This window comes from Sorangium sp. So ce124 (assembly GCF_051525235.1).
Lineage (GTDB): Bacteria > Myxococcota_A > Polyangia > Polyangiales > Polyangiaceae > Sorangium > Sorangium atrum.
In genome coordinates, this window is sequence record NZ_CP150312.1 from 9,087,985 (window position 1) to 9,109,502 (window position 21,518).

A 21,518-nucleotide genomic window follows, 5' to 3' on the forward strand; every position below is an offset into this window, starting at 1 on the left:
CGCCGCTCCCGGGCGAGCGCGCCTCACTCGTCGATTACGAACTCCACGCGGCGGTTCTTCGCCAGGCTCGCCGGATCGGTGCCCTCGGCCACCGGCCTGTCCGACCCGAAGCCCTCGGCCGTGAGCCGACCCGGGCTGACGCCCTTCCGGATCAGGTACTTCCGGACCGTCTCGGCCCGCTGCTCGCTCAGCTCCTGGTTCAGCTCGGGCGTGCCGGTCTCGTCGGTGTGCCCCTCCACCCGCAGCCGCTCGATCTCGGGGTTCGCCTTCATGACGAGCGCCACCTGATCGAGCGTCCTGTACGACTCCGGCTCGAGCTCGGCCGAACCGGTCCGGAAGCGGATGGTGTCCCGTATCACGAACTCACCCTGCTCGTACGCGACCCGCGGCTCGCCCTTGTCGGGGCAGCCGTCGTCGTCCTCGACGCCGTTGATCGTCTCCTTCTCGTCCGGGCACTCGTCGTCCGCGTTCGGCACGCCGTCGTGATCGTCGTCGGCGTCCTCCTCGGGGCAGCCGTCGCTGTCGTAATCGCCGTCGCGATCCTCCGCGACGTCGGGGCACTGGTCGCGCTCGTCGTCGACGCCGTCGTGGTCCCTGTCGTGCGAGGTCGGCGTGTACTTCACGCCCGCGAACACGCGGAAGATCGGCACGCCGTAGCCGGCCAGCGCGCCGATCCCCGGGCCCGCGGTGATCTCCCACTCCTCGCTCGGGTTGATCTTCACGTAGCCGAGCGCCTCGAGCGGCGTCTCCTCCTCGTTCAGGTCGTCCGCGGCGATGCCGATGCCGCCGTTCGCCTCGGCGCCGATCTCGACCTTCCCGTCGATGCCGCCGAAGCGGTAGCCGAGCGCCGCGGCGTACGTCAGCTCGCTCGCCGCCTCGACGTTCGCGTACGTCGTCCCCTCGCGGATCGCGACGCCCGCGTTGACGCCGAACCGGAGGCCGGGCGCGAACCGGTGGTCGAGCACGATGCGCGGCCAGAACACGACGTTGCGCGCTCCGCCCGCGAAATCGCCGGTATGCGTCGGGACGCGCAGCTCGGCCACGAGGCCGAGGCCGATGGAGTCGCGGTCGTCGAGCAGGCGCAGCTTCGGCACGAGCCGGATGTCGCCGAGGCCCGCGAACGACGGAGAGCCCTCGCCCGACTGCGCGAGGAAGAACGGGACGTCGAGGCCGAGCGCGAACGGCTCGGCGATCGTGACCGACGCCATGAGATCGGCGCCCAGACGGCCGCTCACGATCTGGCTCCGCACCTCGCCGTCGCCCGTCGCGACGATCAGCGGGTTGCGCGCGTAGTTCAGGAACAGCCCGAACTCCCATGGATCGCCGGGCTCGCGGACGCCGGAGCCCTCCGTGACGACGAAGGCGTCGTGGGTGACGGCCGGCTTGAAGCGCTCGACGTCGATGTCCGTGCTCTGCGCCGACGCGGGCGTCGCGGCGGCGAGGACCGCGCAGGCAGCGCAGGCGGTGGCGGCGAGGATCGGTGCGCGCATGGATCTCCTCTTCATCGGCTTCATCGGCCGGCTCCGGGCCCGCGGCGCGGGCGCCTCCGCAACCGGAGCGCGAGCCCGCCGGCGGCGAGCAGCGACAGGGCTCCCCCTCCGTACGGCGCGGGCCCCGCCGCGCAGGCGCAGGCGCCGCCCTGGACCGCATCACCCGGCAGGAGATCCGGTTCGCCCGGACCGCCCGCGCCGCTCGACGCCGCGCCGTCGACGCAGCGCCCGGTCGGCGCGCAGCGCAGATCCGCGCCGCACTCGGACGAGGCCGGCGAGCACGGGCCGCACTGCCCGCCGACGCACACGAGATCGCCGCACGCGGCGTTCGACGTGCAGGTGTCCCCGGGCGTGGGGACGCACCGGTGGTCCGGGGAGCAGTCCTCGTCCGCGTCGCAGTCGACATCGTCGACGCACGACACCGGCAGGATGCAGTCGCCGTCCACGCAGATGCCCCCGCCGGCGCAGTCCGCGTCACGGGTGCAGCCGGAGGGCGGGACGATCACGTCGGGCACGCGGTCGCCGTCCGCGTCGCCGGCCACGCACGGGGCGGAGATGCCGATGTCGAGATCGCCCGGCCCGAGCGCCGCCGCGTCGTTCACCGACCGGAAGTACAGGTTCGCCTCGCACGACACGCCGACGCCCAGGAGGAGATCGAGCGCGATGGATGCCTGCGCGTACCCCCGCGTCGCGTCGTTGATCAGCAGGGGGTCGACGTCCGTCCCTGCCTCGGTCGCGATCTGCGCGTCCGTCACGTCGACGGGCTCGTACTGCCCCGACGCCCCCGAGAAGGACCAGACCCCCGCGCGCGTGCCGTCGCCCTTCACGCCCAGCACGATCTCGTAGCCGCCCGGCGACTCGTCGCTCGTGAACCGTTCATCGATCCCCGCCGTCGCGGCCGTACCGCCGGTCTGTCGGTTCCTGTCGGTGTCGATGAACACGAAGAGCGTCGCCTCCCTGCCGATCGAGGCCGTCTCCGACACATACCCGCGCACCCAGAACCGCCCAGCGGCGGCGACCGCGTACGCGGAGCGGAAGTCGATCGATCGCTCCGGCGTGTCGAAGGTCGCCTCGCCGTCGCCCGCGACGTCCTCCTTGCCGTAAGGCCACCGGGGCTCCCCGGTCCTGTCGATCGCGACGATCTCGTCGAGCACCGGCGTCGTCCGCCCGCCCGTCCACGTCTGAGCGGACGAGCTCCTCGGAACGAGCGCGACGCCGAGCGCCGCGCCTACGGCCAGCGGCGCGACCCACGAGCGCCCCCGCGCGCACCCATCTCTGTGTTGTGCCATGGCGGGGAGCATCCTCGCACAGGTCGCTGCACCCCTTACAAATGAAAGGCGATTCGCGCCCAGAGTGCGCAAGGGTGCGCGCCTGCAATACCATGCATCCACACAATCGTCCTACCCACGCGCACGGGATAAGCCCTCACCGTCGATGCGCTGTCGATGCGCTCACCCTCCTTGTCGATTGAGCCGCTGATCATCGCTCCTCCCCGCGTACACAAACGAAGCGCGGAGAGCACGGTGGAGGGCGATCGCGCGCGCCGGAGGCGCGGTCTCCGCGCGCGGCGGCCCGGAGCGCCGAGCGACCGTGACGCGGGCGACCGAGCGCCCCTTCTTTTCATCACCGAGCGGTTCGCCGCGGCCTCAGGCGTGCGCAGCAGGCTTGGCCACGCGCCTGTGTTCTGTAACTGTCCCGCGGTCAGTTACGCGTCGCTGCGCCGCCGTGGGCTCGGGGGGTCCGAGCGCTGGCGCCTGGCCTCGCGAGGTGAATCCCTCTTCCGATCGAAGGAACCGCGATGCATTGCACACTCCAGAAACACCGCCCCGGAGCGTTCCGGGTGGCTTGCCTGCTGCTTGGGTCGCTCGCCGCCGCGTGCTCGGACGAGGGTCCGGCGCCGCTCGAGGGGAGCGCGTTCGACGTCGAGCGTTACGACCTCCGGGGCGAGTTCGACTGGGAGCGGAGCCGCCTCGTGGCGACGCTTGGCCTCACGCTGTCGCTCACCGGAGACGGCCCGAGGACGGTCGTCCTCGACAGCGCCGTCACCGAGGTGAAGGAGGTCCGGCGCAAGGGCGGCGGGGCGCTGCCGCACGCGCTCGATCCGCAGCGCCAGGCGCTCGCGATCGATCTCTCGAGCGAGCCCGAGGCGATGAGCGGCGCGCCCATCGCGCTCGAGATCGACTACGAGGCGCTCTCCGGCGACGCCCTCCGCGCGGTGCCGGCGCGGATGGGCGATCCGGTCGCCGTGCGCGCCGTCTACACGGTGTCGGAGCCGCTCGGCGCGTCGCGGTGGATGCCGTGCCACAACGCGCCCTCGGACCGGGCCATCTTCTCGATCGCCATGCGCGTCGACGGCAGCGAGGCGATGATCGCCAACGGCGATCTCGTCGGCGACGAAGAGCTCGGGGCGTCGGGCCACCTCGTCCGGTACGAGACCGCCTACCCGCTGCCGACTTACCTCATGGCGTTCGCGATCAGCGACTTCGAGGTGGAGCGCGGGACGAAGGGCGATCTCCCCATCGCGGTCTGGCACCGCCGCGGGCTGCCGGGCGATCACGGCGGTATGGTGGACGAGCTCGCGCGCGCCATCGGCCGCTACGAGGAGCTGCTCGTGCCGTACCCCTTCGAGAAGTACGCGCTCGTGCTCCTGCCGGACTTCTCCGTGGGTGGGGTCGAGCACGCGAGCATCACCTTCCAGCGCGAGGAGCGGAGCACGCAGCCCGCGCTCTCCTCGGATCTCCTGCTCACGACGCACGAGCTCGCGCACCAGTGGTTCGGCGACCTCGTCACGGTGGAGACCTGGGACGATCTCTGGATCAAGGAGGGCATGGCGACGCTGCTCGAGCAGGAGCCCGTCCGCGTCTACACGGACGAGAGCGGCGCGGGGACGCTGAACGGCGACGAGCTCGGCCCCCGGGACGGCGACGCCGTCCGCGATCCGTCGCTCGCGCCGGGCGAGAAGTACACGAGCGGCCCCTACGGCCGCGCCGCCTGGCTGCTCACCCAGATCCGCAGCCTCGCCGGCGAGGAGGCGTTCTGGTCGGCGCTCCGCGGGGTGCTCGAGGAGCGCCGGTTCGGGACCATCGGCACGGACGATTTCCTCGACGCCTTCGCGCCGGCGCTCGGCCCGGAGGCGGCTGCGCGCGCGCGGCGCGCGGTCGTCGCCAAGGCGCTCCCGTGGCTCACGGTCGACCCCGCGCCCTCCGGCGGGGCGTTCGTGACGGTGCACGATCCGGAGGGCGCGCTCGTCGCCCCCCTGGAGCTCGCGTGGGTGGCCGGCGACGGCCCGACCCGCGTGCAGACGCTCACGCCCGGCGAGCGCGTCGAGGTCGCGCCCGCGCGCCCGGGCGAGCTCCTCGTCGTCGATCCGCAGGACCGCCACCCCGAGTGGGCCTTCCTGAGCACCGAGCACGATCTCGAGGCCTACGCCGCGACGCTCGCCCCGCGCCGCGTCCCCGCGGACCCCGAGGGCGTCTCGTGCTTCCTCGACGTGGGCGGCGCGCACCAGCTCGCCGCGCTCCAGGACGGCTTGCCGAAGGGGCTCGCGCCCGAGGCGTTCGAGGCGTTCCTCGAGGGCCTCGACGGCGAGGCGGCCCGGGCGGTCTCGCTCGCCGCAGCGTGCGACGCCGCGTGCGCGGCGGGCCTCGACGCCGACGTCCGCGGCGCGTGGTCGAGCGTGCTCACCGGCATTTTCGCTGGAGCGCCTTACAGCTACGGCCTCGACTACGTCGCAAGCTACGCGTCGTGCAGCGCCGTCGTGTCCCCCGAAGAGCTGTTCGCCGAGGACTGGTCCGCGCTCGAGACCGGGCTCGCCTCGGGCGGCGTCTCCGACGCGCGGCTCCAGTACCTGTCCAAGTTCAAGCTGCCGCCCGAGGCGGCGCTCCGCACGTGGGGCAGGGTCGCGCAGATGGCGAGCTCGGTGCGCGCGCGCGTGCTCGCGATCCGGCACCTCGCGACGTACCTGGACGGGCTCGACCCGGCTGCCCTCTCGGTCTTTCGTGCCTTCTTCGCCGGCGTGCTCGGCGCGACCGATGTGTCCGATGTCCTCGCCGCGGATCTCCGCGCCGTGGTGGCCTCCGCCGCGCCCGCGGCGGCTGGCAACCAGGGCGCGCTGGAAGGCCTCGCTCGGGTGCTCCGCTCGCCCGCGGCCCGCTCGGCCCACCCCGCCGCCGTCTGCGCGGCGTTCGCGTTGACGGGCGGTGACGAGCAGGCTTTCCGCCGCTTCGCCGCGGGGCTCGAGGGCGCCCACTTGACGGACACCGCCGCCGAGCTGCTGCGCTCTCCCGTCGATTGCCGCTGACGCTCGCTCGCCGCGACATCGCATCTCCCCCCGCCGGCCTCGCTCCAGGGCGAGGCCGGCCCTCTGCGCGGCGACCGAACGCTGCTATGCTCCGCTGCCCATGTCGGAGCTCGTCCAACTTCTTCGCCAGAACGCCCCGATAGCTCGCATCGCCGAGCACCTCGACGGCCTCACGCACGAGGAGCGCCGCAGCGCCCTGTCGACCACGACGCGCGCGGAGCAGCGGGCGCTCTATGCCGCCGCGAGCCAAGCCCCCCCGCTCACGCTCGACTTCTTCGTCCCGGACGGCACACCGCGCCGCGTGGCGGTTCATCATGAAGGCAGGAACAGCCTTCCTCTCCCGTCCACATTCCGCTCCTTCGAGAAGCGTTTTGCCTTGCCCGAGGACGGCAGCGCTCGGCTCTTCGGTTACAACGAGGGACTCACGCGTCCCTGGATTGGCCCGGGCTTCTTCGTCGCGGTCCCGACGGCCGGCAATCCTGCGTGGCAGGAGCGTGGCGCCATCGTGATCGACTACTTCCAGGTCCCTGACGGCCCCGTACCTGACGGTTGGCCCCGGGTCGTCCCCAACAGCAAAGGACTCCAGTTCTTCGTCTACAACGGAACCCGTGATTTCATGCGTCGGGTCTCGAAAGACGTGTCCATCGGCGCCGCGTTCAAGGGTGAGCGTCCGCTCGACCATTACTTCACGCTCTGCCGCTTGCCGTCCGCCTAGCCGATCTCTGTTAGATCGTATTCCCCCGTCCCCCATCGACACGGCGATAGGCCCCGCCCCCTCATGGGCGTTAACCATGCTCGTTCGGTCACGCTCACGGCTCGAAGCCGGCCCCCCTCCACCGGTCACCAACGTTTACGTTGTCGTGAACGTGGTCGTGAACGTGAACGTGAACGTTTACGTGGTCGTGGTCGTCAACGATAGGTCGTGAACGACCATGACCACGACCACGTAAACGACTACGACCACGACCACGTAAACGTTCGGATGTAGGAGAACGCGGCGCGAAGCGTGGTTAACGCCTATGCCCCCTAGTTTGGCGGCGTCCCCCCAGCCAGCCGCGACAGCATCCCCTTTCGCAGGAGCCCCACCTTGTTCCTCATCGCGGTCACCTGTTGCCGCATCCCGTCCGCCTGCTCGGCGAGGTCGACGATCCCCGCGGCCGTCGCCGCCTGGGCCAGCGCGCGCGCCTCGTCGGCGAGGCGCCCCATTCGCCCTTCCACCTCGTCCATCGCTGCCACCACCTCGTGGATCTGCTCCGGCGTCGTCGCCTCCCGCTGGCGCGCCGCGGTCTCCTGCACCAGCTGGTTGATGCTCCGCCCTTCCTCCCCGAGCGCCGCGAAGCGCTGGAACAGCTCCCCGAGCTGCTCCGCCCGCCGCTTGATCTCCTCGCCGCGCGCCGCGAGCGCCGTGGCGGTCGCCTCATGGCGATCCCGCGCCGCTGCGATCGCCGCGATGAGCGACCCGAGCGCCGTGCTCACGCGCTGCTGCGCCTCGGCGGCCTCGGTCGTCGACTTCGCCGCGCGCTCGATCCCCTTGCGTGTATCGAGGGAAAGCCGCCGCGCCGACTCCGCGAGCTCCTCGAAGCGGACGAGCTCGCGCTCGAGCGCGCACGCCGCTTCTGCGAGCTCGCCCCCGCCCTTGCCGTGATCGTCCTTCCCACCCCCGCGGCCGTTCTTCTCGCGCTTGTTCACATCGCACTCTCCCTGCGCTGCCTGTCCCACCTCCCGGGAGGCCCCGCCGTTTCGCCCGCAGGCGATGTCCGGACCGGTATACTGTATCAAAACGGCGGCTCGTACGTCGAACGCACCTCGGAGGAACGGATGCGAAGCGCGTGGCTCGTCCTCGTCGGAGTTCATGCCCTGCTGGCCTGCGGGGCGGCGCCGCAGAGAGAGCCCGCCGCCGATGCCGACCCCACGCACGTCGGGGTCGCCGCCCCGCGCGCCGTCCCGGAGGGCTCGACCCGTGAAGCGCGCGCCGCCCTGCGCTCGCCCGAGGAGAAGGAGCGCGCCGCCCTGCGCCCGTCCAGGAGCACGCGCGCCCGCGACGCCGCGCCCGAGGCCCCCAAGCCGCGCGCCCCGATCCCGCTGTCCAACAAGGCGAGCACGCCTGCCCGCTCCGCCGGGAACGCCCCTCCGCCCGCCCGCTCGCCCGTGAAAGAGCGCGCCCCGATCCCGCTCCCCGGGAAAGGCAGCGCCGCGCGCTCGATCGAGGCCGATTGCAAGGCGCTCGGCCCGGAGGTCCAGAAAGCCTCGAGGATGATCGAGGTGCTCCGGCAATCCGACCTGAACACGCCGCCCGACGTGCTCGGGAGGATCGCGGATCGGCTCGACCTCTGGGCCCGCGCGGCCGCGGTCCACACCTCCGATCCTGAGCTCGACCAGGGCGCCAGGGACATCCGGGAGAGCTACGCCCGGACCGGCGCCGCGACCCGCAAGCTCCAGGCGTCGCTCGGCACACACGACCGCAAGAAGGCGGGTGTCGCCCGCGCCGGCCTGGAGAGGGAGCTCGACCAGGATGCCAAGGTCGTGAGGGGCATCGCCGCCCGTTGCAAGAGCAACCCCTATGAGCCGAGCAAGGGCAAAGCCCACATCCCGCCTCACATCGTGCGGAGCGTCGTCCAGGAGCGCTTCGGCGAGATGCGCGCTTGCTTTGAAAAGGGCCTTCGCCAGAACCCCAAGCTCCAAGGGCGCCTGCCCGTGCACCTCGTCGTCGACGGCGAAGGGAAGGTCACCTACGCGGGTGACGCCGACCGCCCGCCTGAGGACGCGCCGCTCCTCATCGCGCTGCCCTCGCCCGGCGCGACGCCGCCGTCGTCTCCCGCTCCCCCGCTCCGCGATGCCAAGGTCGTCGGCTGCGTGCTCGACGTCTTCCGCAGCCTCCGATTCCCCTCCGCCGCAGACCGCAAGAGCGTTGCGACGGTGGTCTATCCCGTCGTCTTCGGTGTGGACGACAACCGCTCTCCAGCGACCTCCTCCAGGTGACGCACAGCGCAATCGCGGCAGCGGGGCGCTGGCCCCTTGCCGTCCGAGCGAGGCCGACGCCAAGCACGCTCAGCCTCACTTGCACCACTTGCAAAGTTATTTCCTTCTCAGGGGCCTAGGGGTAAGCATTCCGCCGATGAAGCTCTCGCTCACCGAGCTCCAGGACATCCGCCGCACGCTCGCGGCGCGCATCGTCTTCGGCCTCTCCACGCCCGGCACCGAGATCGCCGCCCTCCCTGCCTACCTCGCGCCGCCGCCGGGAGGGATGATGGGCCGCGCCGTGGTGGTCGACGCTGGGGGCACGAACCTGCGCGCCGCCATCGTGGAGCTCTTGCCGGGCGGCGAGTCGCGCATCGTCGCCGGGCCCGTGCCTGCGAAGTTCCCGGGCGGGCCGGAGATCGCGGGCGACGCCTTCTTCGATGTGCAGGCGGAGCTGGTCGAGCGCCTGGGCGCCGTGCATGGCTTGCCGGTGGGGTACTGCTTCTCGTATCCGTCGGAGACGCTGCCGTCGCTCGACGCGCGGCTGCTCCGCTGGACCAAGGGCGTCCAGATCGCCGGGGTCGAGGGCACCAGCGTGGGCGAGCGGCTCGGCCGGGCGCTCAGCGCGCGGAGGCTCCGGCCCGGTCCGGTCCGGGTGCTGAACGACACGGTGGCGAGCCTGCTCGGGGGTGCCTTCGCGCACGGCGGGTCGCAGCCCGCGGCGTTCATCGGGCTCATCGTGGGGACGGGGACCAACATGGCCACGTTCCTCCCGGCCGGCCGGATCCCGAAGCTCAAGACGGGTCACTTCGTCGCGCCGATGGCGGTCAACCTCGAGAACGGAAACTTCAACCCTCCGCACCTCCAGCCGTTCGACGCGGAGCTCGACGCGACCTCGGAGAACCCCGGAGCGCAGCGGTTCGAGAAGGCGGTGTCCGGGGCCTACCTGCCCCGGCTCTTCGGGCGGCTGTTCCCCGAACATGCCCCGCTGACGAGCGCCGCGGATCTCGTGCGGCTCCGCGACGAGGGCGCCGAGGAGACGCGGCAGGTGGCCGGCGACCTGCTCCAGCGCTCGGCCGACCTCGTGGCGGCGGGGCTCGCGGCCGTCACCGACGTGCTCGATAGCCCTCCTGGGGTCGGCATCCTCGCGGAGGGCAGCCTCTTCTGGGGCGATCCCCGCTATGCGCCGCGGGTGCAAGAGACGCTGCGCGCCCTCGTCGGCTCGCGGGTCGAGCCCCGGATCGCCCAGCTCGAGCACGTCAACCTCATCGGGTCGGCCTGCGCCGCGCTGTTCGCCTGATCGGCCGCGCGCCGCTTCCCCTCGCCGCTCGCTGCGCGGCGCGGGAGGCGCCGGCTCTCTCGGCGCGCAGGCTGCCCGGCCAGGCGGGAGCACAGGGATGCCCGGGGATCTTCGCCCGATCCGGCCTTCGAGGGACCGGTCCAGCGCGGCAACGCCCGCGCCCGCCTGGCTGCGCGACGTCCCCGTGGGCGGTTCAGGGCGGCAGGATCACACATTTCTGGCCGAATCCGTTTTTTGCGACCACCATGACGCAGCGTTGACCCCCTGGGAGGATTTCGGCCGGTGATGTGTGAAACAACAGCGCGCTTCGGCTCGACCGGACCGGTCGGGCGGGTGGGGCGCTTCCGGTCGTCGCGGGCGGGCCCCGGTAGCCGGAATGGCTATTGTCTTTAGAGAGATGCTCCCGTCGAACCGCAGACTCGCGTTCCGCAGGCAGCCGCACCTGCTCGATGACACCGGGAGCGTCGGCGTGTGGATCACGCAGCCGGCGGGCATGGTCGTGCAGCTCCTGCGGGAGACGGTGGCGACCGGTGAGGCGGCGCGGTTCATCTCGGTCGACGCGTACCAGAAGCTCGTGGGCGTCATGCGCCCGGGGGAGCGGGCGTTCTTCATCTACGACATGGCGCTCATGGTGCGGTACGAGAGCGAGGCGCGCGTGATACTGACCCAGTGGGGGCTCAACGTGCGCGACAAGATCGAGCACATCGTCGTCCGCCCGCCCCCGGAGATGAACAAGCTCGGGCGCATGGGGATCCAGACGATCGCGGCGGCGATGAGCCTGGCGGGGGTGCAGCTCGACATCGTCGACGACCTGGAGCCGTTCCTGCGCGAGCAGAACCTGCGGCCGCGGATCAGCCTTACCTGAGGGGGCGTCGCCGGAAGCCCGGCCCGAGGAGGGGGTGTTCGCTGCGCGGTGGGGCGCGGGGCCCCGCCGAACTCGCCTGGACGTCCCATGCCCGGCGTGCTGCGCACGCCGGACACGGGACGCCCAGGCTCAGACACGGCCCGTCCCCACGCCCCACCGCGCAGCGAACACCCCCTCCTCGGGCCTACGGTCGGAGCTGGGGGGGAGCTGGCCGATCACGGAATTCAAGAGGCTGGGAGGTCCAGGCCAATCGCCGGAAGGGGTCGAGGACGGGAATCGCGCGGGGCGTCAGTGCCCGCCGCCGGTGCCCTTGATGTCCAGCTGAGGACGGGAGGGGTGCGGCCAGTCGAGGTGGAAGAACTTGCCGCGCGGCTGATCCGTGCGCTCGTAGGTGTGCGCGCCGAAGTAGTCTCGCTGAGCCTGCAGGAGATTTGCAGGCAGGTGGGCCGCGCGATACCCGTCGTAATACGACAGGGCCGACATGAACGCAGGCGCCCAGACGCCGTTCTGCGCGGCGATCGACACCACCTTGCGCCAGTTCGCCTGCCCCTGCTTGATCTGATCGTTGAAGTACGGATCGAGCAGCAGGTTCGTCAGGCCAGGGTTGCGCGTGTACGCCTCCGTGATCTTCTGGAGGAACCGGGCGCGGATGATGCAGCCGCCGCGCCAGATGCTCGCGATCGTGCCGAAATCAAGCTTCCACTTGTACTCCGCTTGCGCCGCCGCCATGAGCTGGAAGCCCTGCGCGTAGGCGCAGATCTTCGAGCAATACAGCGCGTCGCGGATCGCCGTGATCGTCCCCTGGCGGTCCGCTACCGGAGTCGGGGTCGGGCCAGCGAGGTGCTTCGAGGCCTCGACGCGCTCGTCCTTCAGCGCAGAGAGGCAACGGGCGAACACCGCCTCCGCAATGGCGTTCGCAGGGATGCCCATGTCGAGCGCGTTGCTGCTCGTCCACTTGCCCGTGCCCTTCTGCCCCGCCGTGTCGAGGACGAAATCGACGAACGGCTTGTCCTTCTGGACAGGGTCCTTCTGCTGAAGGATGTCGGCGGTGATCTGGATGAGGTACGAGTCGAGATCTCCGCTGTTCCACTCGGAGAAGACTCGAGACATCTCGTCCTTCGACAAACCGAGCAGCCCGTCGAGGAGCGTGTACGCCTCGCAGATGAGCTGCATGTCGATGTACTCGATGCCGTTGTGGACCATCTTCACGTAATGGCCCGCGCCGTTCGGCCCGATGTACGCCGTGCAGGGGACCCCGCCCTCCACCGGCTTGCCGGGGGACGCGCCCTCGATCGGCTTGCCGGTCGCCGGATCGACCTTGGCGGCGATCGCGCGCCAGATCGGCTCCAGGTGCTGCCAGGACGCGGGATCGCCGCCGGGCATCAGCGAGGGGCCGAAGCGCGCCCCCACCTCGCCGCCGGAGACGCCCGAGCCGAAGAACTTGCACTGCTTCGCGTACTCCTGCTCCCGGCGGATGGTGTCGGTCCAGAGCGAGTTGCCCAGATCGACGACGATATCGTCCGGCTCGACGCCCGCCTCGATGAGCTGCTTGACCACCATGTCCACCGGCGGACCGGCCTTGACCAGGATCACCGCCTTGCGCGGCTTCTTCAGCGCGCGGACGAAGTCCTTCAGCGTCTCGCAGTAGACCAGGCCGCCGGGCGTGCTCGGGTTCCTCGCGACGAAGTCCTTCGCGACCTGCACCGTGCGGTTGTACACGGCCACCTTGAACCCGTGGTCGGCCATGTTGAGCGCGACGTTCTCGCCCATGACGGCCAGCCCGATCATGCCGATGTCGCAGCTGGATGTGGCATCATTCATCCCGGTTCTTCTCCTTCACACGTGGCTCTTTCGCCGCCAGCGACCGCCGTGCTGCGCGGCCAGGACGACGGGTCAGCAAGCCGCGAGCCGCGAATCGCAGGCCGCAGGCCCGCGCGCCGTCGATCTCGCTGGGTCGGCTGGGAGCCACGGGCGCGCATTCTGAGCAGGCCGGCGGCGCGGCGTCCAGTGCGCTCGCACGCATGGTACGCTCTCACCGATGCGACCGGGCCCGGCGCTCGCAGGCCTGCTGCTCCTCGCCTCAGCAGCCTCGGCCTGCGGGCCCGCCGCGTACAACGTCCGCGCCGCCCGCGCCTTCGCGAACGAGGACGCCCGCCGCGCCATCATCGACGATCGCGCCGCCGATCTGGAGCGAGCGGCCTGGCTTGCCGACGAGGTCCTCTCGAGCACCCCGTACTCCCCGGGAGACGCGTGGATCGCGGCGCTCCGGCTCGACGACGAGGAGGGCGAGCGGCTCCGCGCGCGCCTCGAGAAGACGCCCCCCTACGACGGAGAGCACGAGGTCCCCCTCGCCAAGCTCTACCGCGCGAAGCTCGACGAGGCGCTCGCCCGCGCGGCGGCGCGCGGTGAGCGCGGCGCGCCGCCCGCGTTCGCGCGCCTCTTCGACGCGCTCGCGGCGCTCGCGGCGCCGGCGCGCGAGGCAGGGGCCGCCAGCGCCGCGAGCCGCCTGCCGGCCGCATGGCAGGCGCTCGCGGAGCACGCGCGGGCGCTCGCCGCCGAGGAGCGGGACGTCGAGCGGCTCTCGGCCGGGAGGCCCCTCGGCGCCCCCGACACGCCCGAGATCGCCGCCGCGAAGGCGAGGGCCGCCGCGCGGCGGCGGGCGCTCGCCGGAGCGCACCGGGACGTCGCCGGCGCCGCGATCGCGCTCCGCGCGGCGAGCGCAGGGCAGGAGCCCGCCCGGACGATCGCGCGCGACGCGCTCCATGTGCTGTCGTTCCTCCTGCGCATGCACATCGAGGCGCTCGCTGTGGCGCCGTACGTCGTGAAGCAGGCCCGGCGGGTGGCGCGGGACGAGCCCGGTTACAGCGCCGCCGTGGCGCGCGCGGAGGCGATCTCCAGGGTGCTCGAGGAGCAGCGCGCGGCGCTCTCCGCCTGCGCCGAGGCGCTCTCCGCGCCGGCGCGGACGCCGCTCGAGGACACGGCGGGCTTCGAGGCGCAGGAGGGCTTGCTCGAGCAGGGCCGGGCGATCAGCCTCGACGCCGTCCACCTGAAGCTGAAGGGCGACGTCGAGCTCCTGTTCTTCCATCAGCTCGCGAGCGCGGGCTCCTCCGGCGGCGTCAACGATTACCGGGGCAGGACGCGGCGGCTCGCCTACGACGTCGATCCGGTGTTCATGGTGGGCGGCCGGGCGCTGCTCACGTACGACTTCGATCACGTGCGCGACGCCGCGCGCCTCAACGCCGGCTTCAAGACCGACCGGCTGTTCTCGTCGGGCGGCGACATCCGGTACGACGGCTCGCTCGGCAGGCTGCTCGGGCTGAACGGCCTCGCGAGCGACGTCTTCGACATCGGCGCCGACCTCGCCGGCGTCAACACGAGCCTCAAGATCGCGCGGTTCACCGCCGGGAACGTGACCGAGCTCGCCGTCGATCCGGCGACCGACCGCGACGTCGGCGCCGTCGCCAGCGCGCCCTTCCAGCTCCTGCTCCGCCAGATCGACGTCGGCTTCGACGTGACGAAGCTCTTCCCGGAGGCCGCGGACGACCTCTACCTCGAGGAGCTGCTCGCGGGCTTCAGGTACATGGACTACAAGCTCCCCCGCATCTTCTACGCGCTCCGCGAGCGGGACCCGGGCGAGGGCGACGTCTACGTCTTCGAGCGGCAAAGCCCCGCCCAGAGCGCGACGTCGCGGTTCTACCAGGGCGGCTTCAGCGTGCGGATGGGCAACGGCGAGTGGCCGCGGCTCGCGCCGTTCGGCGATCTCGGCCTCTACGGCGGCGCCGGCCCGGTGCGCTACGCCTTCTCCGCGGATCCCGCGGTCCCCGGCGTCGGGAGCGAGGTCGACGAGGCGACGATGATCGCGTTCTCCGGCAACGTGTCGGTGGGGCTCCGGCTCCGCTTGACTTCGTACCTCAGCCGGCTCCGCCTGCTCACCGAGCTGTCCTACAACGTGGAGGCGATCGGCCAGGGTATCATATCGAGTATCCGCGCGACCAGGCGCGGAGACGAGACGATCTACACGATCGGTCGCAAGCTCGATATCGGCGGGTTCGACGTGTTCCACGGGCCCCGGCTGCTCGCGGTCCTCGTGCTCTGACCGCTGACAGCGCCTCTGACGATGTCTGACGATGTCGATGTGTCTGTCGTGAAAAACGGTCGGAACGGACGGGCGCGACATCACCGCTGCAGAGACGCCTAACCCACGGAATCACTGGATCTTCTCGCGCCGACGAGACGAGCGACGACCGTCGAGGCTCCGCGCGGGCGGCGCGAGCGGCGCCGGTCAGCGCAGGGCGCTTACCTGTTGCCTGGTGCGCGCAGATCCAACGAACGCGCCCTACATTGGGAATGCCCATGTGGGGAGTCTCACGCTTCGCAAGTTTGTAAGGTCTGCAAGTTAACGAGTGCGGTCGTCCGACCAAGTGGTGTAACCTCGTTCGACGCGGGTGAGACTATGTCGCTGAACTTCAACGAGGGGATGCTGTTCGCTGGTAGGTACCGCGTCGTGCGCAGCATCGCGACGGGTGCGATGGGGGCGGTCTACGAGGTCGTCCACATCGAGACGGATCGCCGGCGGGCGCTCAAGGTCATGCACCCGCACCTCGCCGAGAACCCCGAGTTCCACGCGCGGTTCAAGCTCGAGGCGCGCATCGCCGCGCGCATAGCGACCGAGCACATCGTCGAGGTGTTCGACGCCGGCATCGACCTGGACACCGGCATGCCGTTCCTCGTGATGGAGCTGCTCCGCGGCGAGGAGCTCAGCAAGCGCATCCGCCGCGGCGGGCGTCTGCCACCTGAGAACGCCATCGCCTACCTGCGCCAGACCGCGCACGCCCTGGACAAGACGCACGCGGCCGGCGTGGTCCACCGCGATCTGAAGCCCGCGAACCTCTTCCTCGCGGCGAGCGACGACGACGACGAGATCCGGATCAAGGTGCTTGACTTCGGCATCGCGAAGCTGGTCGCCGAGACCGCGGTCGAAGGGGCGAACACCGCCGCCCTCGGGACGCCGCTCTACATGGCGCCCGAGCAGTTCAGCGGCGAGACGATCACGCGGGCCGTGGACCTCTTCGCGCTCGGCATGATCGCGTACACGGCCCTCGTCGGCAAGGCCTACTGGCTGAACGACATGCGCGAGTACAGCAACTCGCTGGCGTTCGCGGTGATCGCGATGCACGGCCCGCAGGAGCCCCCGTCCGTGCGCGCGGAGAAGGAGGGGGTGAAGCTGCCCCCGGGCTTCGACGCGTGGTTCGCGAAGGCGACGGCGCGCGAGCCCGGGGCGCGCTTCCCGACCGCTTTGTCCACGGTGGAGGCGCTCGCCGAGGTCTTCGACATCGCCCCCATGACGGTCAGGTCGTCGCGCCTGGTCGGGCTGGAGACGCCGATCCCGCGGATGAGCCAGCTGCACCAGGGGCCCGCGTCGTCGATGCCGGTGGCCGCCCAGTCGTCCACGGGCGTGGAGACAAGGGTCGGCACCGGCACCGGAACCGGCGCGGCCGCAGCGCCGCGGAGCCGATCCGCGATCGCCGTCGCGGCCATCGCCCTGGTCGGCGGCAGCGCCATCGCGCTCGCCGCGTTCAGCAACGGCGGGTCCCCGGCCCCCGGCAACGCCGAGCACACACAAGCGGCGCAGGCGGCGGTCGTCGCGCCCCCCTCCACGCCGCCCGAGGCCGCGCCGGGCGCCGCTCACCCCGAAGTGGCCGGCACGCCCAGTTCGACCGACCTCGCGGCGTCTGCGAGCCCCGCCGCCGCGCCGCCCGCGAACAGCAGCCTGGGGATCGCTCCCGAGGTGTTGGCGAGCGCGAAGGCATCGCCGGCGCCGCGCACCCCGGCGCCGCCGCCCGGCGCCTGGCGCAAGATCGCGCCGACCGCCTCCCCCGCCCCCGCGGCGAAGCCCCGGGAGCGGGAGTCGCTCTACGGGGCAGACTGAGCGCCGCGCCGACCCACAACGCGCTGATTTTTTGCCTGGGGCGGTCCCAAAGGAGGTATCTCATTTTACCTCCGATGCGAACCTTCTGGCCCGGCGCCGTCTTGAGCGGATTAATGAGCATTGCTATCGCCGCGCCGGCGAGCGCGCAGCCCGACGCCGTGGCCGTGGCCGAGTCGCTCTTCAACCGGGGCCTCGCGGACATGCTGGCCGGCAAGTTCCAGACGGGCTGCCCTGCCCTCACCGAGAGCTATCGGCTCGATCCTCGCCCAGGGCGGCTGTTCACGCTCGCCGAGTGCGAGGCCAAGTGGGGCCGCACCGCGACAGCGGTCTCGCGCTACAACGACTTCCTCGCGCTCTACTCCCGCATGTCGGAGTCCGAGCAGGTCAAGCAGTACGATCGCTACAAGATCGTGCTCGAGCAGCGCGACGCGCTCGTGCCGCTCGTGCCGCAGCTCACGCTGTCGCTGCCGGCCGACGCGCCCGCGGGGACGCAGGTGCAGCGCGACGGCATCACGCTGGAGGGGCCTTCGCTCGGGATCGCGCTCCCCGTCAACCCGGGCGAGCACGTCGTGACGACGAGGGCGCCGGGCGGGCCCACGCACGAGGTGCGGTTCACGATCGAGAAGTCGGAGCAGAAGACGATCGAGCTCGAGGTGAAGCTCCCCGAGACGCCGCCGCCCGCGACGCCGACGGATCAGCCGCCTCAGCAGTCCGCCTCGCCGCCGTCGCAGCATGACGAGGGCGCGTCCCGGACGCCGCCGGCGCCGTCCGGGACCAGCGGCCGGCGCGTGCTGGCCTACGTGACGGGCGGGCTCGCCCTGGGCGGGCTGATCGCCGGAGGGGTGACGGGGTGGCTGGCGCTCGACGAGAGCCGCCGCGCGGATGAGGACTGCGACGACGTCGGCTCCGGCAGGGCGGTATGCAAGACCGCCGAAGGGAAGGCCGCTGGACAACGCGCGAAGGACCTGGGGCTGGTGAGCACGATCGGCTTCGGCGCCGGGGCGGCGCTGGCCGGCACGGCGCTCGTGCTCTTCCTGACGGAGCCCTCCTCGTCCAGCTCGCAGGCCAGCGCAACCACCGGCGTGCACGCCGGCGCCGCGCCCCGCCCGCAAGCAGGCGCAGTGAGCTGGTCGCTGCTCGCGGGACCGACCGGCGGCGGCGTCGTGGTGCGCAGCCAGTGGTGAGCCGGCCCGCGCCGATCGCCGCCTTCGCGCGCGCACGGTAGCGCGGCCCACGCGCACGCACGGCAGCGCGGCGCGCGCACGGTAGCGCGGCCCACGCGCACGCACGGCAGCGCGGCGCGCGCACGGTAGCGCGGCCCACGCGCACGCACGGCAGCGCGGCGCGCGCACGGTAGCGCGGCCCACGCGCACGCACGGCAGCGCGGCGCGCGCTCACGCCGCCTCGAAGCCGCGCTGTGATGCGACGTCCGGGGGAAAGCCATGACGGCCTCATCGCTCACCGTCGGAACCTTGCGCCTCGCCGTGGGGCGCGGCCGAACGTAGTATCCCATGGAAAACTACAGGCCGACGCGCCCGGGCGGGTGAGGCGGTGAGGAAAGGGCAACTCATGATCACGAAGACCACGATGGCCATGTTCGGGATCGCAGCCTCCGGTCTGCTCGCGGGCTGCACGGAGACGCTCGATTCGCAGCAGATCAAGACCGGAGGGATCTCGGCGACCCTGGAGGCGATCGCCGAGAGCGCGTCGTCGACGACCGTGCGGGCCACCCTCAAGGCCGGCGGCGACGAGAGCAACACGTACGTCATCCTGAGCGCGGGAGATCGGATCTCGGCGACCGTGGACGGCGAGGCGGTCGCGATGTCCGCCGAGAGCTCCGGTGTCTACGAGGCCGGCGTCGACGTCGGCGCAGGAGGCACCGAGATCAAGGTGCTGCTGGACCGCGACGATGAGGACGACGACGACGCGACGAACAACGTGGGGACGCTCCCCGATCCGTTCGACCTCGAGGCGCTGCCCAGAGAGCCAGTCCCGCGCGGCGAGGACCTCACGATCGCCTGGTCGCCGAGCGCGTCTGGGGACGACATGGTGATCGACGTGAAGGGCGACTGCATCTTCTCCAAGACGTTCGATGTAGGCGGCGACCCGGGGACGTACACCATCGACGCGGGCGAGCTGGAGGCGACCAGCTCGCGGGAGCCCGAGAGCTGCGACGTGGACGTCGTGATCCGCCGCTCGCGCAACGGCACGACGGACAACAACCTGGATCCGGAGAGCTCGTTCGAGCTGAGCCAGGTCCGGGGAGGCCGCTTCACCTCGGCCCCCTGACAGCGGGCTCAGCCAAGCACCTCAACCGAGCTCAGCCGAACAGCGCGGCGTAGTCGTCCTCGCGGAAGCCCACGAGCACCCGGTTTCCCTTCACCAGCACAGGCCGCTTCACGAGCTTCCCATCCTCGGTGAGCCACCGCACGACGTCGTCGTCGCTCGCGGCGTCCACCCGCGCCTTGCCGAGCGCGCGGTAGCTCTGCCCGCTCGTGTTGAGCCATCGGCGCACCGAGAGCCCGCTCGCAGGGACCCACCGGGCGAGCTCGGCGGCCGTCGGCGGCTCATCGACGATGGGGCGCACGGCGACGTCGATGCCGCGCTCGCCGAGCCACTTCAGCGCTCGCTTGCAGGTGCTGCAGCCGGCATAAGAGAGGATCTGGACCTTGCTCATGCCGGGCCTTCTGCCCTCTCGGCCGCGCGACATCAAGCGCGCAGGAGCCCGAAAAATAGATAGAAAGCGCGCCCATAGCAGGAGAGAAAAAAACGGGCTCCTGCGCAATGCGCCCGGAATGCGCCCGAAGACGAGCAAGGCATCGATTCACAGCGGTCGGTTGCGGTTCATGGCGCGCGCGCGCCGGCGCCGACGGCGGCGGGCGAAATGCCCCATCGCGCGACGGGCCGTCTGGTATAGGGGGCGCGGAAAGGAGCCGCCCCCAGCGGCAGCGCGCCTCGTGATCCGTCTCGATTCCATCAGCAAGCAGCACGGCAAGCAGATCCTCTTCCTCGAGGCCTCCGCGGCGGTGAACCGCGGCGAGAAGGTCGGCCTTGTGGGGCCCAACGGCTCGGGCAAGACGACCATCTTCCGGATGATCACCAAGGAGGAGGCGCCCGACGGCGGCCAGGTCGCCATCGACCGCGGCGTCACCATCGGCTACTTCAGCCAGGACGTCGGCGAGATGAAGGGCAGGAGCGCCGTCGCCGAGACCATGGACGGCGCCGGGCCGGTCTCCGACGTCGCCGCGGAGCTCCGCGAGCTCGAGGCCGCGCTCGCCGACCCCGAGCGCATGGATGAAATGGAGAGCTTGATCGAGCGCTTCGGGCAGGCCCAGGCCCGCTACGAAGAGCTCGGCGGCTACGCGCTCGACGCCAAGGCCCGCGAGATCCTCGCGGGGCTCGGCTTCAGCCAGGCCACGATGGACGGCGACGTGGGCGCCCTCTCGGGCGGGTGGAAGATGCGCGTCGCGCTCGCCCGCATCCTCCTCATGAGGCCCGACGCGCTCCTGCTCGACGAGCCGACCAACCACCTCGACATCGAGTCGATCATCTGGCTCGAAGGGTACCTGAAGCAGTATGCCGGGGCGCTCGTCATGACCTCGCACGACCGAGAGTTCATGAACCGCATCGTCACCAAGATCATCGAGATCGACGGCGGCGAGCTCACCAGCTACTCCGGCGACTACGAGTTCTACGAGCAGCAGCGCGCCGTCAACGAGCAGCAGGCCGAGGCGCAGTACGAGCGCCAGCAGGCGATGCTCGCGAAGGAGATGCGCTTCATCGAGCGCTTCAAGGCCCAGGCCGCCAAGGCGGCGCAGGTCCAGTCGCGCGTGAAGAAGCTGGAGAAGATCGACAAGGTCGAGCCCCCGAAGCGCAGGAGGACGATCCGCTTCGAGTTCAAGCCCGCGCCGCGCTCGGGCGACGACGTGGCGCGGCTCAGCGGGGTGAAGAAGTCGTTCGGCGGGCGGTCCATCTACGACGGATTCGACCTCCTGATCCGCCGCCGCGAGCGCTGGTGTGTGATGGGCGTGAACGGCGCCGGCAAATCCACCCTCCTCAAGCTCGTCGCGGGGGCCTCCGCCCCGGACGCAGGCGGAGTGAGCGTGGGCGCGAGCGTGAAGCTGGGGTATTTCGCGCAGCACGCGATGGAGCTCCTCGACCCGACCCGGTCCGTCTGGGAGTCCATCGTGGCGAGCTTCCCCCAGGCCTCGATCGGCTCGCTCCGCACGCTCGCCGGCGCGTTCGGCTTCTCCGGCGACGACATCGACAAGCCCTGTCGCATCCTGTCCGGCGGCGAGAAGGCGCGCCTCGTGCTCGCGATCATGCTCTATGATCCGCCGAATTTCCTCGTGCTCGACGAGCCGACGAACCACCTCGACATGGCGACCAAGGAGATGCTCGTCGAGGCGCTCTCCTCGTTCGAGGGCACCATGCTGTTCGTCTCGCACGATCGCCGCTTCCTCGCCGCGCTGTCCAACCGCGTCCTGGAGCTCCTGCCCGACGGCCCGCGCGTGTATGGCGGGGGATACCTGGAGTATGTCGCCCAGAGCGGACACGAGGCGCCAGGCATCCGGAGCTGACCCGCGCCGGACTGGCGCTCGCGGCGCGTGGCACGTGGAGCGTGGCGCGCGCCGCGAGCAAGCTCCGCCCGTGCGCGGCGCTCTCTCATCGATTCG

Annotated in this window: 16 protein-coding genes; 11 read left to right on the plus strand and 5 right to left on the minus strand. The window is 71.3% G+C overall.

All coding sequences use genetic code 11. The features are described 5' to 3' along the window. Positions 1 to 23: 23 nt before the first annotated feature. Together WMF19_RS33960 and WMF19_RS33965 are read right to left on the minus strand one after the other, a co-directional pair. Positions 24 to 1,490, minus strand: coding sequence for an OmpA family protein (locus tag WMF19_RS33960; protein WP_272094971.1), 1,467 nt, complete (start codon positions 1,488 to 1,490; stop codon positions 24 to 26). A 20-nt stretch (positions 1,491 to 1,510) separates the two neighbouring features. Continuing rightward, positions 1,511 to 2,779 (minus strand): hypothetical protein, encoded by a 1,269-nt coding sequence (locus WMF19_RS33965; protein WP_437894149.1) that lies wholly within the window; start codon positions 2,777 to 2,779, stop codon positions 1,511 to 1,513. A 509-nt stretch (positions 2,780 to 3,288) separates the two neighbouring features. Between WMF19_RS33965 and WMF19_RS33970 the strand changes: the two genes are divergently transcribed. From WMF19_RS33970 to WMF19_RS33980, 3 genes are all read left to right on the plus strand, one after another. Next, a complete protein-coding gene (locus WMF19_RS33970) occupies positions 3,289 to 5,790 on the plus strand; it encodes a M1 family metallopeptidase (RefSeq protein WP_437894150.1) in 2,502 nt (833 codons plus the stop codon). A 100-nt stretch (positions 5,791 to 5,890) separates the two neighbouring features. Beyond that, entirely contained in the window at positions 5,891 to 6,505 is a 615-nt protein-coding gene (locus WMF19_RS33975; protein WP_437894151.1) for a hypothetical protein, read from the plus strand. A gap of 76 nt (positions 6,506 to 6,581) precedes the next feature. Continuing rightward, on the plus strand, positions 6,582 to 6,716 hold the full coding sequence (locus WMF19_RS33980) for a hypothetical protein (RefSeq protein ID WP_437894152.1): 135 nt from the start codon (positions 6,582 to 6,584) through the stop codon (positions 6,714 to 6,716). 100 nt (positions 6,717 to 6,816) lie between these two features. Here the strand turns inward: WMF19_RS33980 and WMF19_RS33985 are convergent, their stop codons facing one another. After that, entirely contained in the window at positions 6,817 to 7,479 is a 663-nt protein-coding gene (locus WMF19_RS33985) for a hypothetical protein (RefSeq protein WP_437894153.1), read from the minus strand. Positions 7,480 to 7,608: 129 nt separating this feature from the next. Here WMF19_RS33985 and WMF19_RS33990 point away from each other — a divergent pair, with 129 nt between their 5' ends. The 3 genes from WMF19_RS33990 to WMF19_RS34000 all read left to right on the plus strand — a co-directional run bounded on the left by WMF19_RS33990 (position 7,609) and on the right by WMF19_RS34000 (position 10,913). Further along, a complete protein-coding gene (locus tag WMF19_RS33990; RefSeq protein ID WP_437894154.1) occupies positions 7,609 to 8,769 on the plus strand; it encodes a hypothetical protein in 1,161 nt (386 codons plus the stop codon). Between the two features lie 136 nt (positions 8,770 to 8,905). Further along, positions 8,906 to 10,048 carry a hypothetical protein gene (locus WMF19_RS33995; protein ID WP_437894155.1) on the plus strand — a complete coding sequence of 381 codons (1,143 nt, stop codon included), beginning with the start codon at positions 8,906 to 8,908 and terminating at the stop codon, positions 10,046 to 10,048. Between the two features lie 397 nt (positions 10,049 to 10,445). Next, a complete protein-coding gene (locus tag WMF19_RS34000) occupies positions 10,446 to 10,913 on the plus strand; it encodes a hypothetical protein (protein ID WP_437324019.1) in 468 nt (155 codons plus the stop codon). Positions 10,914 to 11,201: 288 nt separating this feature from the next. On the opposite strand, the gene gndA is transcribed toward WMF19_RS34000, so the two are convergent. Continuing rightward, positions 11,202 to 12,734, minus strand: a complete 1,533-nt coding sequence (gene gndA / locus WMF19_RS34005) for an NADP-dependent phosphogluconate dehydrogenase (protein ID WP_272094992.1) — start codon at positions 12,732 to 12,734, stop codon at positions 11,202 to 11,204. A gap of 217 nt (positions 12,735 to 12,951) precedes the next feature. On the opposite strand from gndA, the gene WMF19_RS34010 reads away from it, so the two are divergent. The 4 genes from WMF19_RS34010 (at position 12,952) to WMF19_RS34025 (ending at position 19,131) form a co-directional block, all read left to right on the plus strand. After that, positions 12,952 to 15,009, plus strand: a complete 2,058-nt coding sequence (locus WMF19_RS34010; protein WP_437894156.1) for a hypothetical protein — start codon at positions 12,952 to 12,954, stop codon at positions 15,007 to 15,009. A 357-nt stretch (positions 15,010 to 15,366) separates the two neighbouring features. Beyond that, complete coding sequence (locus WMF19_RS34015; protein ID WP_437894157.1) at positions 15,367 to 16,842, plus strand: serine/threonine protein kinase; 1,476 nt, start codon at positions 15,367 to 15,369, stop codon at positions 16,840 to 16,842. A 113-nt stretch (positions 16,843 to 16,955) separates the two neighbouring features. Further along, on the plus strand, positions 16,956 to 18,026 hold the full coding sequence (locus WMF19_RS34020) for a hypothetical protein (protein WP_437894158.1): 1,071 nt from the start codon (positions 16,956 to 16,958) through the stop codon (positions 18,024 to 18,026). 385 nt (positions 18,027 to 18,411) lie between these two features. Next, positions 18,412 to 19,131, plus strand: coding sequence for a hypothetical protein (locus tag WMF19_RS34025; protein ID WP_437894159.1), 720 nt, complete (start codon positions 18,412 to 18,414; stop codon positions 19,129 to 19,131). Between the two features lie 31 nt (positions 19,132 to 19,162). Here WMF19_RS34025 and WMF19_RS34030 read toward each other — a convergent pair whose 3' ends face one another. Beyond that, positions 19,163 to 19,519: a Spx/MgsR family RNA polymerase-binding regulatory protein gene (locus WMF19_RS34030; RefSeq protein WP_272095000.1), complete on the minus strand. Its 357-nt coding sequence runs from the start codon at positions 19,517 to 19,519 to the stop codon at positions 19,163 to 19,165. 280 nt (positions 19,520 to 19,799) lie between these two features. On the opposite strand from WMF19_RS34030, the gene WMF19_RS34035 reads away from it, so the two are divergent. Continuing rightward, on the plus strand, positions 19,800 to 21,422 hold the full coding sequence (locus tag WMF19_RS34035) for an ABC-F family ATP-binding cassette domain-containing protein (protein ID WP_437894160.1): 1,623 nt from the start codon (positions 19,800 to 19,802) through the stop codon (positions 21,420 to 21,422). The last annotated feature ends 96 nt before the right edge of the window (positions 21,423 to 21,518 follow it).

Bases quoted from the DNA above. Each gene is read 5' to 3' on its own strand.
- WMF19_RS33995 (WP_437894155.1), top strand. From the start codon at position 8,906: ATGAAGCTCTCGCTCACCGAGCTCCAGGACATCCGCCGCACGCTCGCG.
- WMF19_RS33975 (WP_437894151.1), top strand. From the start codon at position 5,891: ATGTCGGAGCTCGTCCAACTTCTTCGCCAGAACGCCCCGATAGCTCGC.
- WMF19_RS33970 (WP_437894150.1), top strand. From the start codon at position 3,289: ATGCATTGCACACTCCAGAAACACCGCCCCGGAGCGTTCCGGGTGGCT.
- WMF19_RS34030 (WP_272095000.1), bottom strand. From the start codon at position 19,519: ATGAGCAAGGTCCAGATCCTCTCTTATGCCGGCTGCAGCACCTGCAAG.
- WMF19_RS34025 (WP_437894159.1), top strand. From the start codon at position 18,412: ATGATCACGAAGACCACGATGGCCATGTTCGGGATCGCAGCCTCCGGT.
- WMF19_RS34000 (WP_437324019.1), top strand. From the start codon at position 10,446: ATGCTCCCGTCGAACCGCAGACTCGCGTTCCGCAGGCAGCCGCACCTG.
- WMF19_RS33990 (WP_437894154.1), top strand. From the start codon at position 7,609: ATGCGAAGCGCGTGGCTCGTCCTCGTCGGAGTTCATGCCCTGCTGGCC.
- WMF19_RS33980 (WP_437894152.1), top strand. From the start codon at position 6,582: ATGCTCGTTCGGTCACGCTCACGGCTCGAAGCCGGCCCCCCTCCACCG.
- WMF19_RS33960 (WP_272094971.1), bottom strand. From the start codon at position 1,490: ATGCGCGCACCGATCCTCGCCGCCACCGCCTGCGCTGCCTGCGCGGTC.
- WMF19_RS34015 (WP_437894157.1), top strand. From the start codon at position 15,367: ATGTCGCTGAACTTCAACGAGGGGATGCTGTTCGCTGGTAGGTACCGC.
- WMF19_RS34020 (WP_437894158.1), top strand. From the start codon at position 16,956: ATGAGCATTGCTATCGCCGCGCCGGCGAGCGCGCAGCCCGACGCCGTG.
- WMF19_RS33965 (WP_437894149.1), bottom strand. From the start codon at position 2,779: ATGGCACAACACAGAGATGGGTGCGCGCGGGGGCGCTCGTGGGTCGCG.
- WMF19_RS34010 (WP_437894156.1), top strand. From the start codon at position 12,952: ATGCGACCGGGCCCGGCGCTCGCAGGCCTGCTGCTCCTCGCCTCAGCA.
- gndA (WP_272094992.1), bottom strand. From the start codon at position 12,734: ATGAATGATGCCACATCCAGCTGCGACATCGGCATGATCGGGCTGGCC.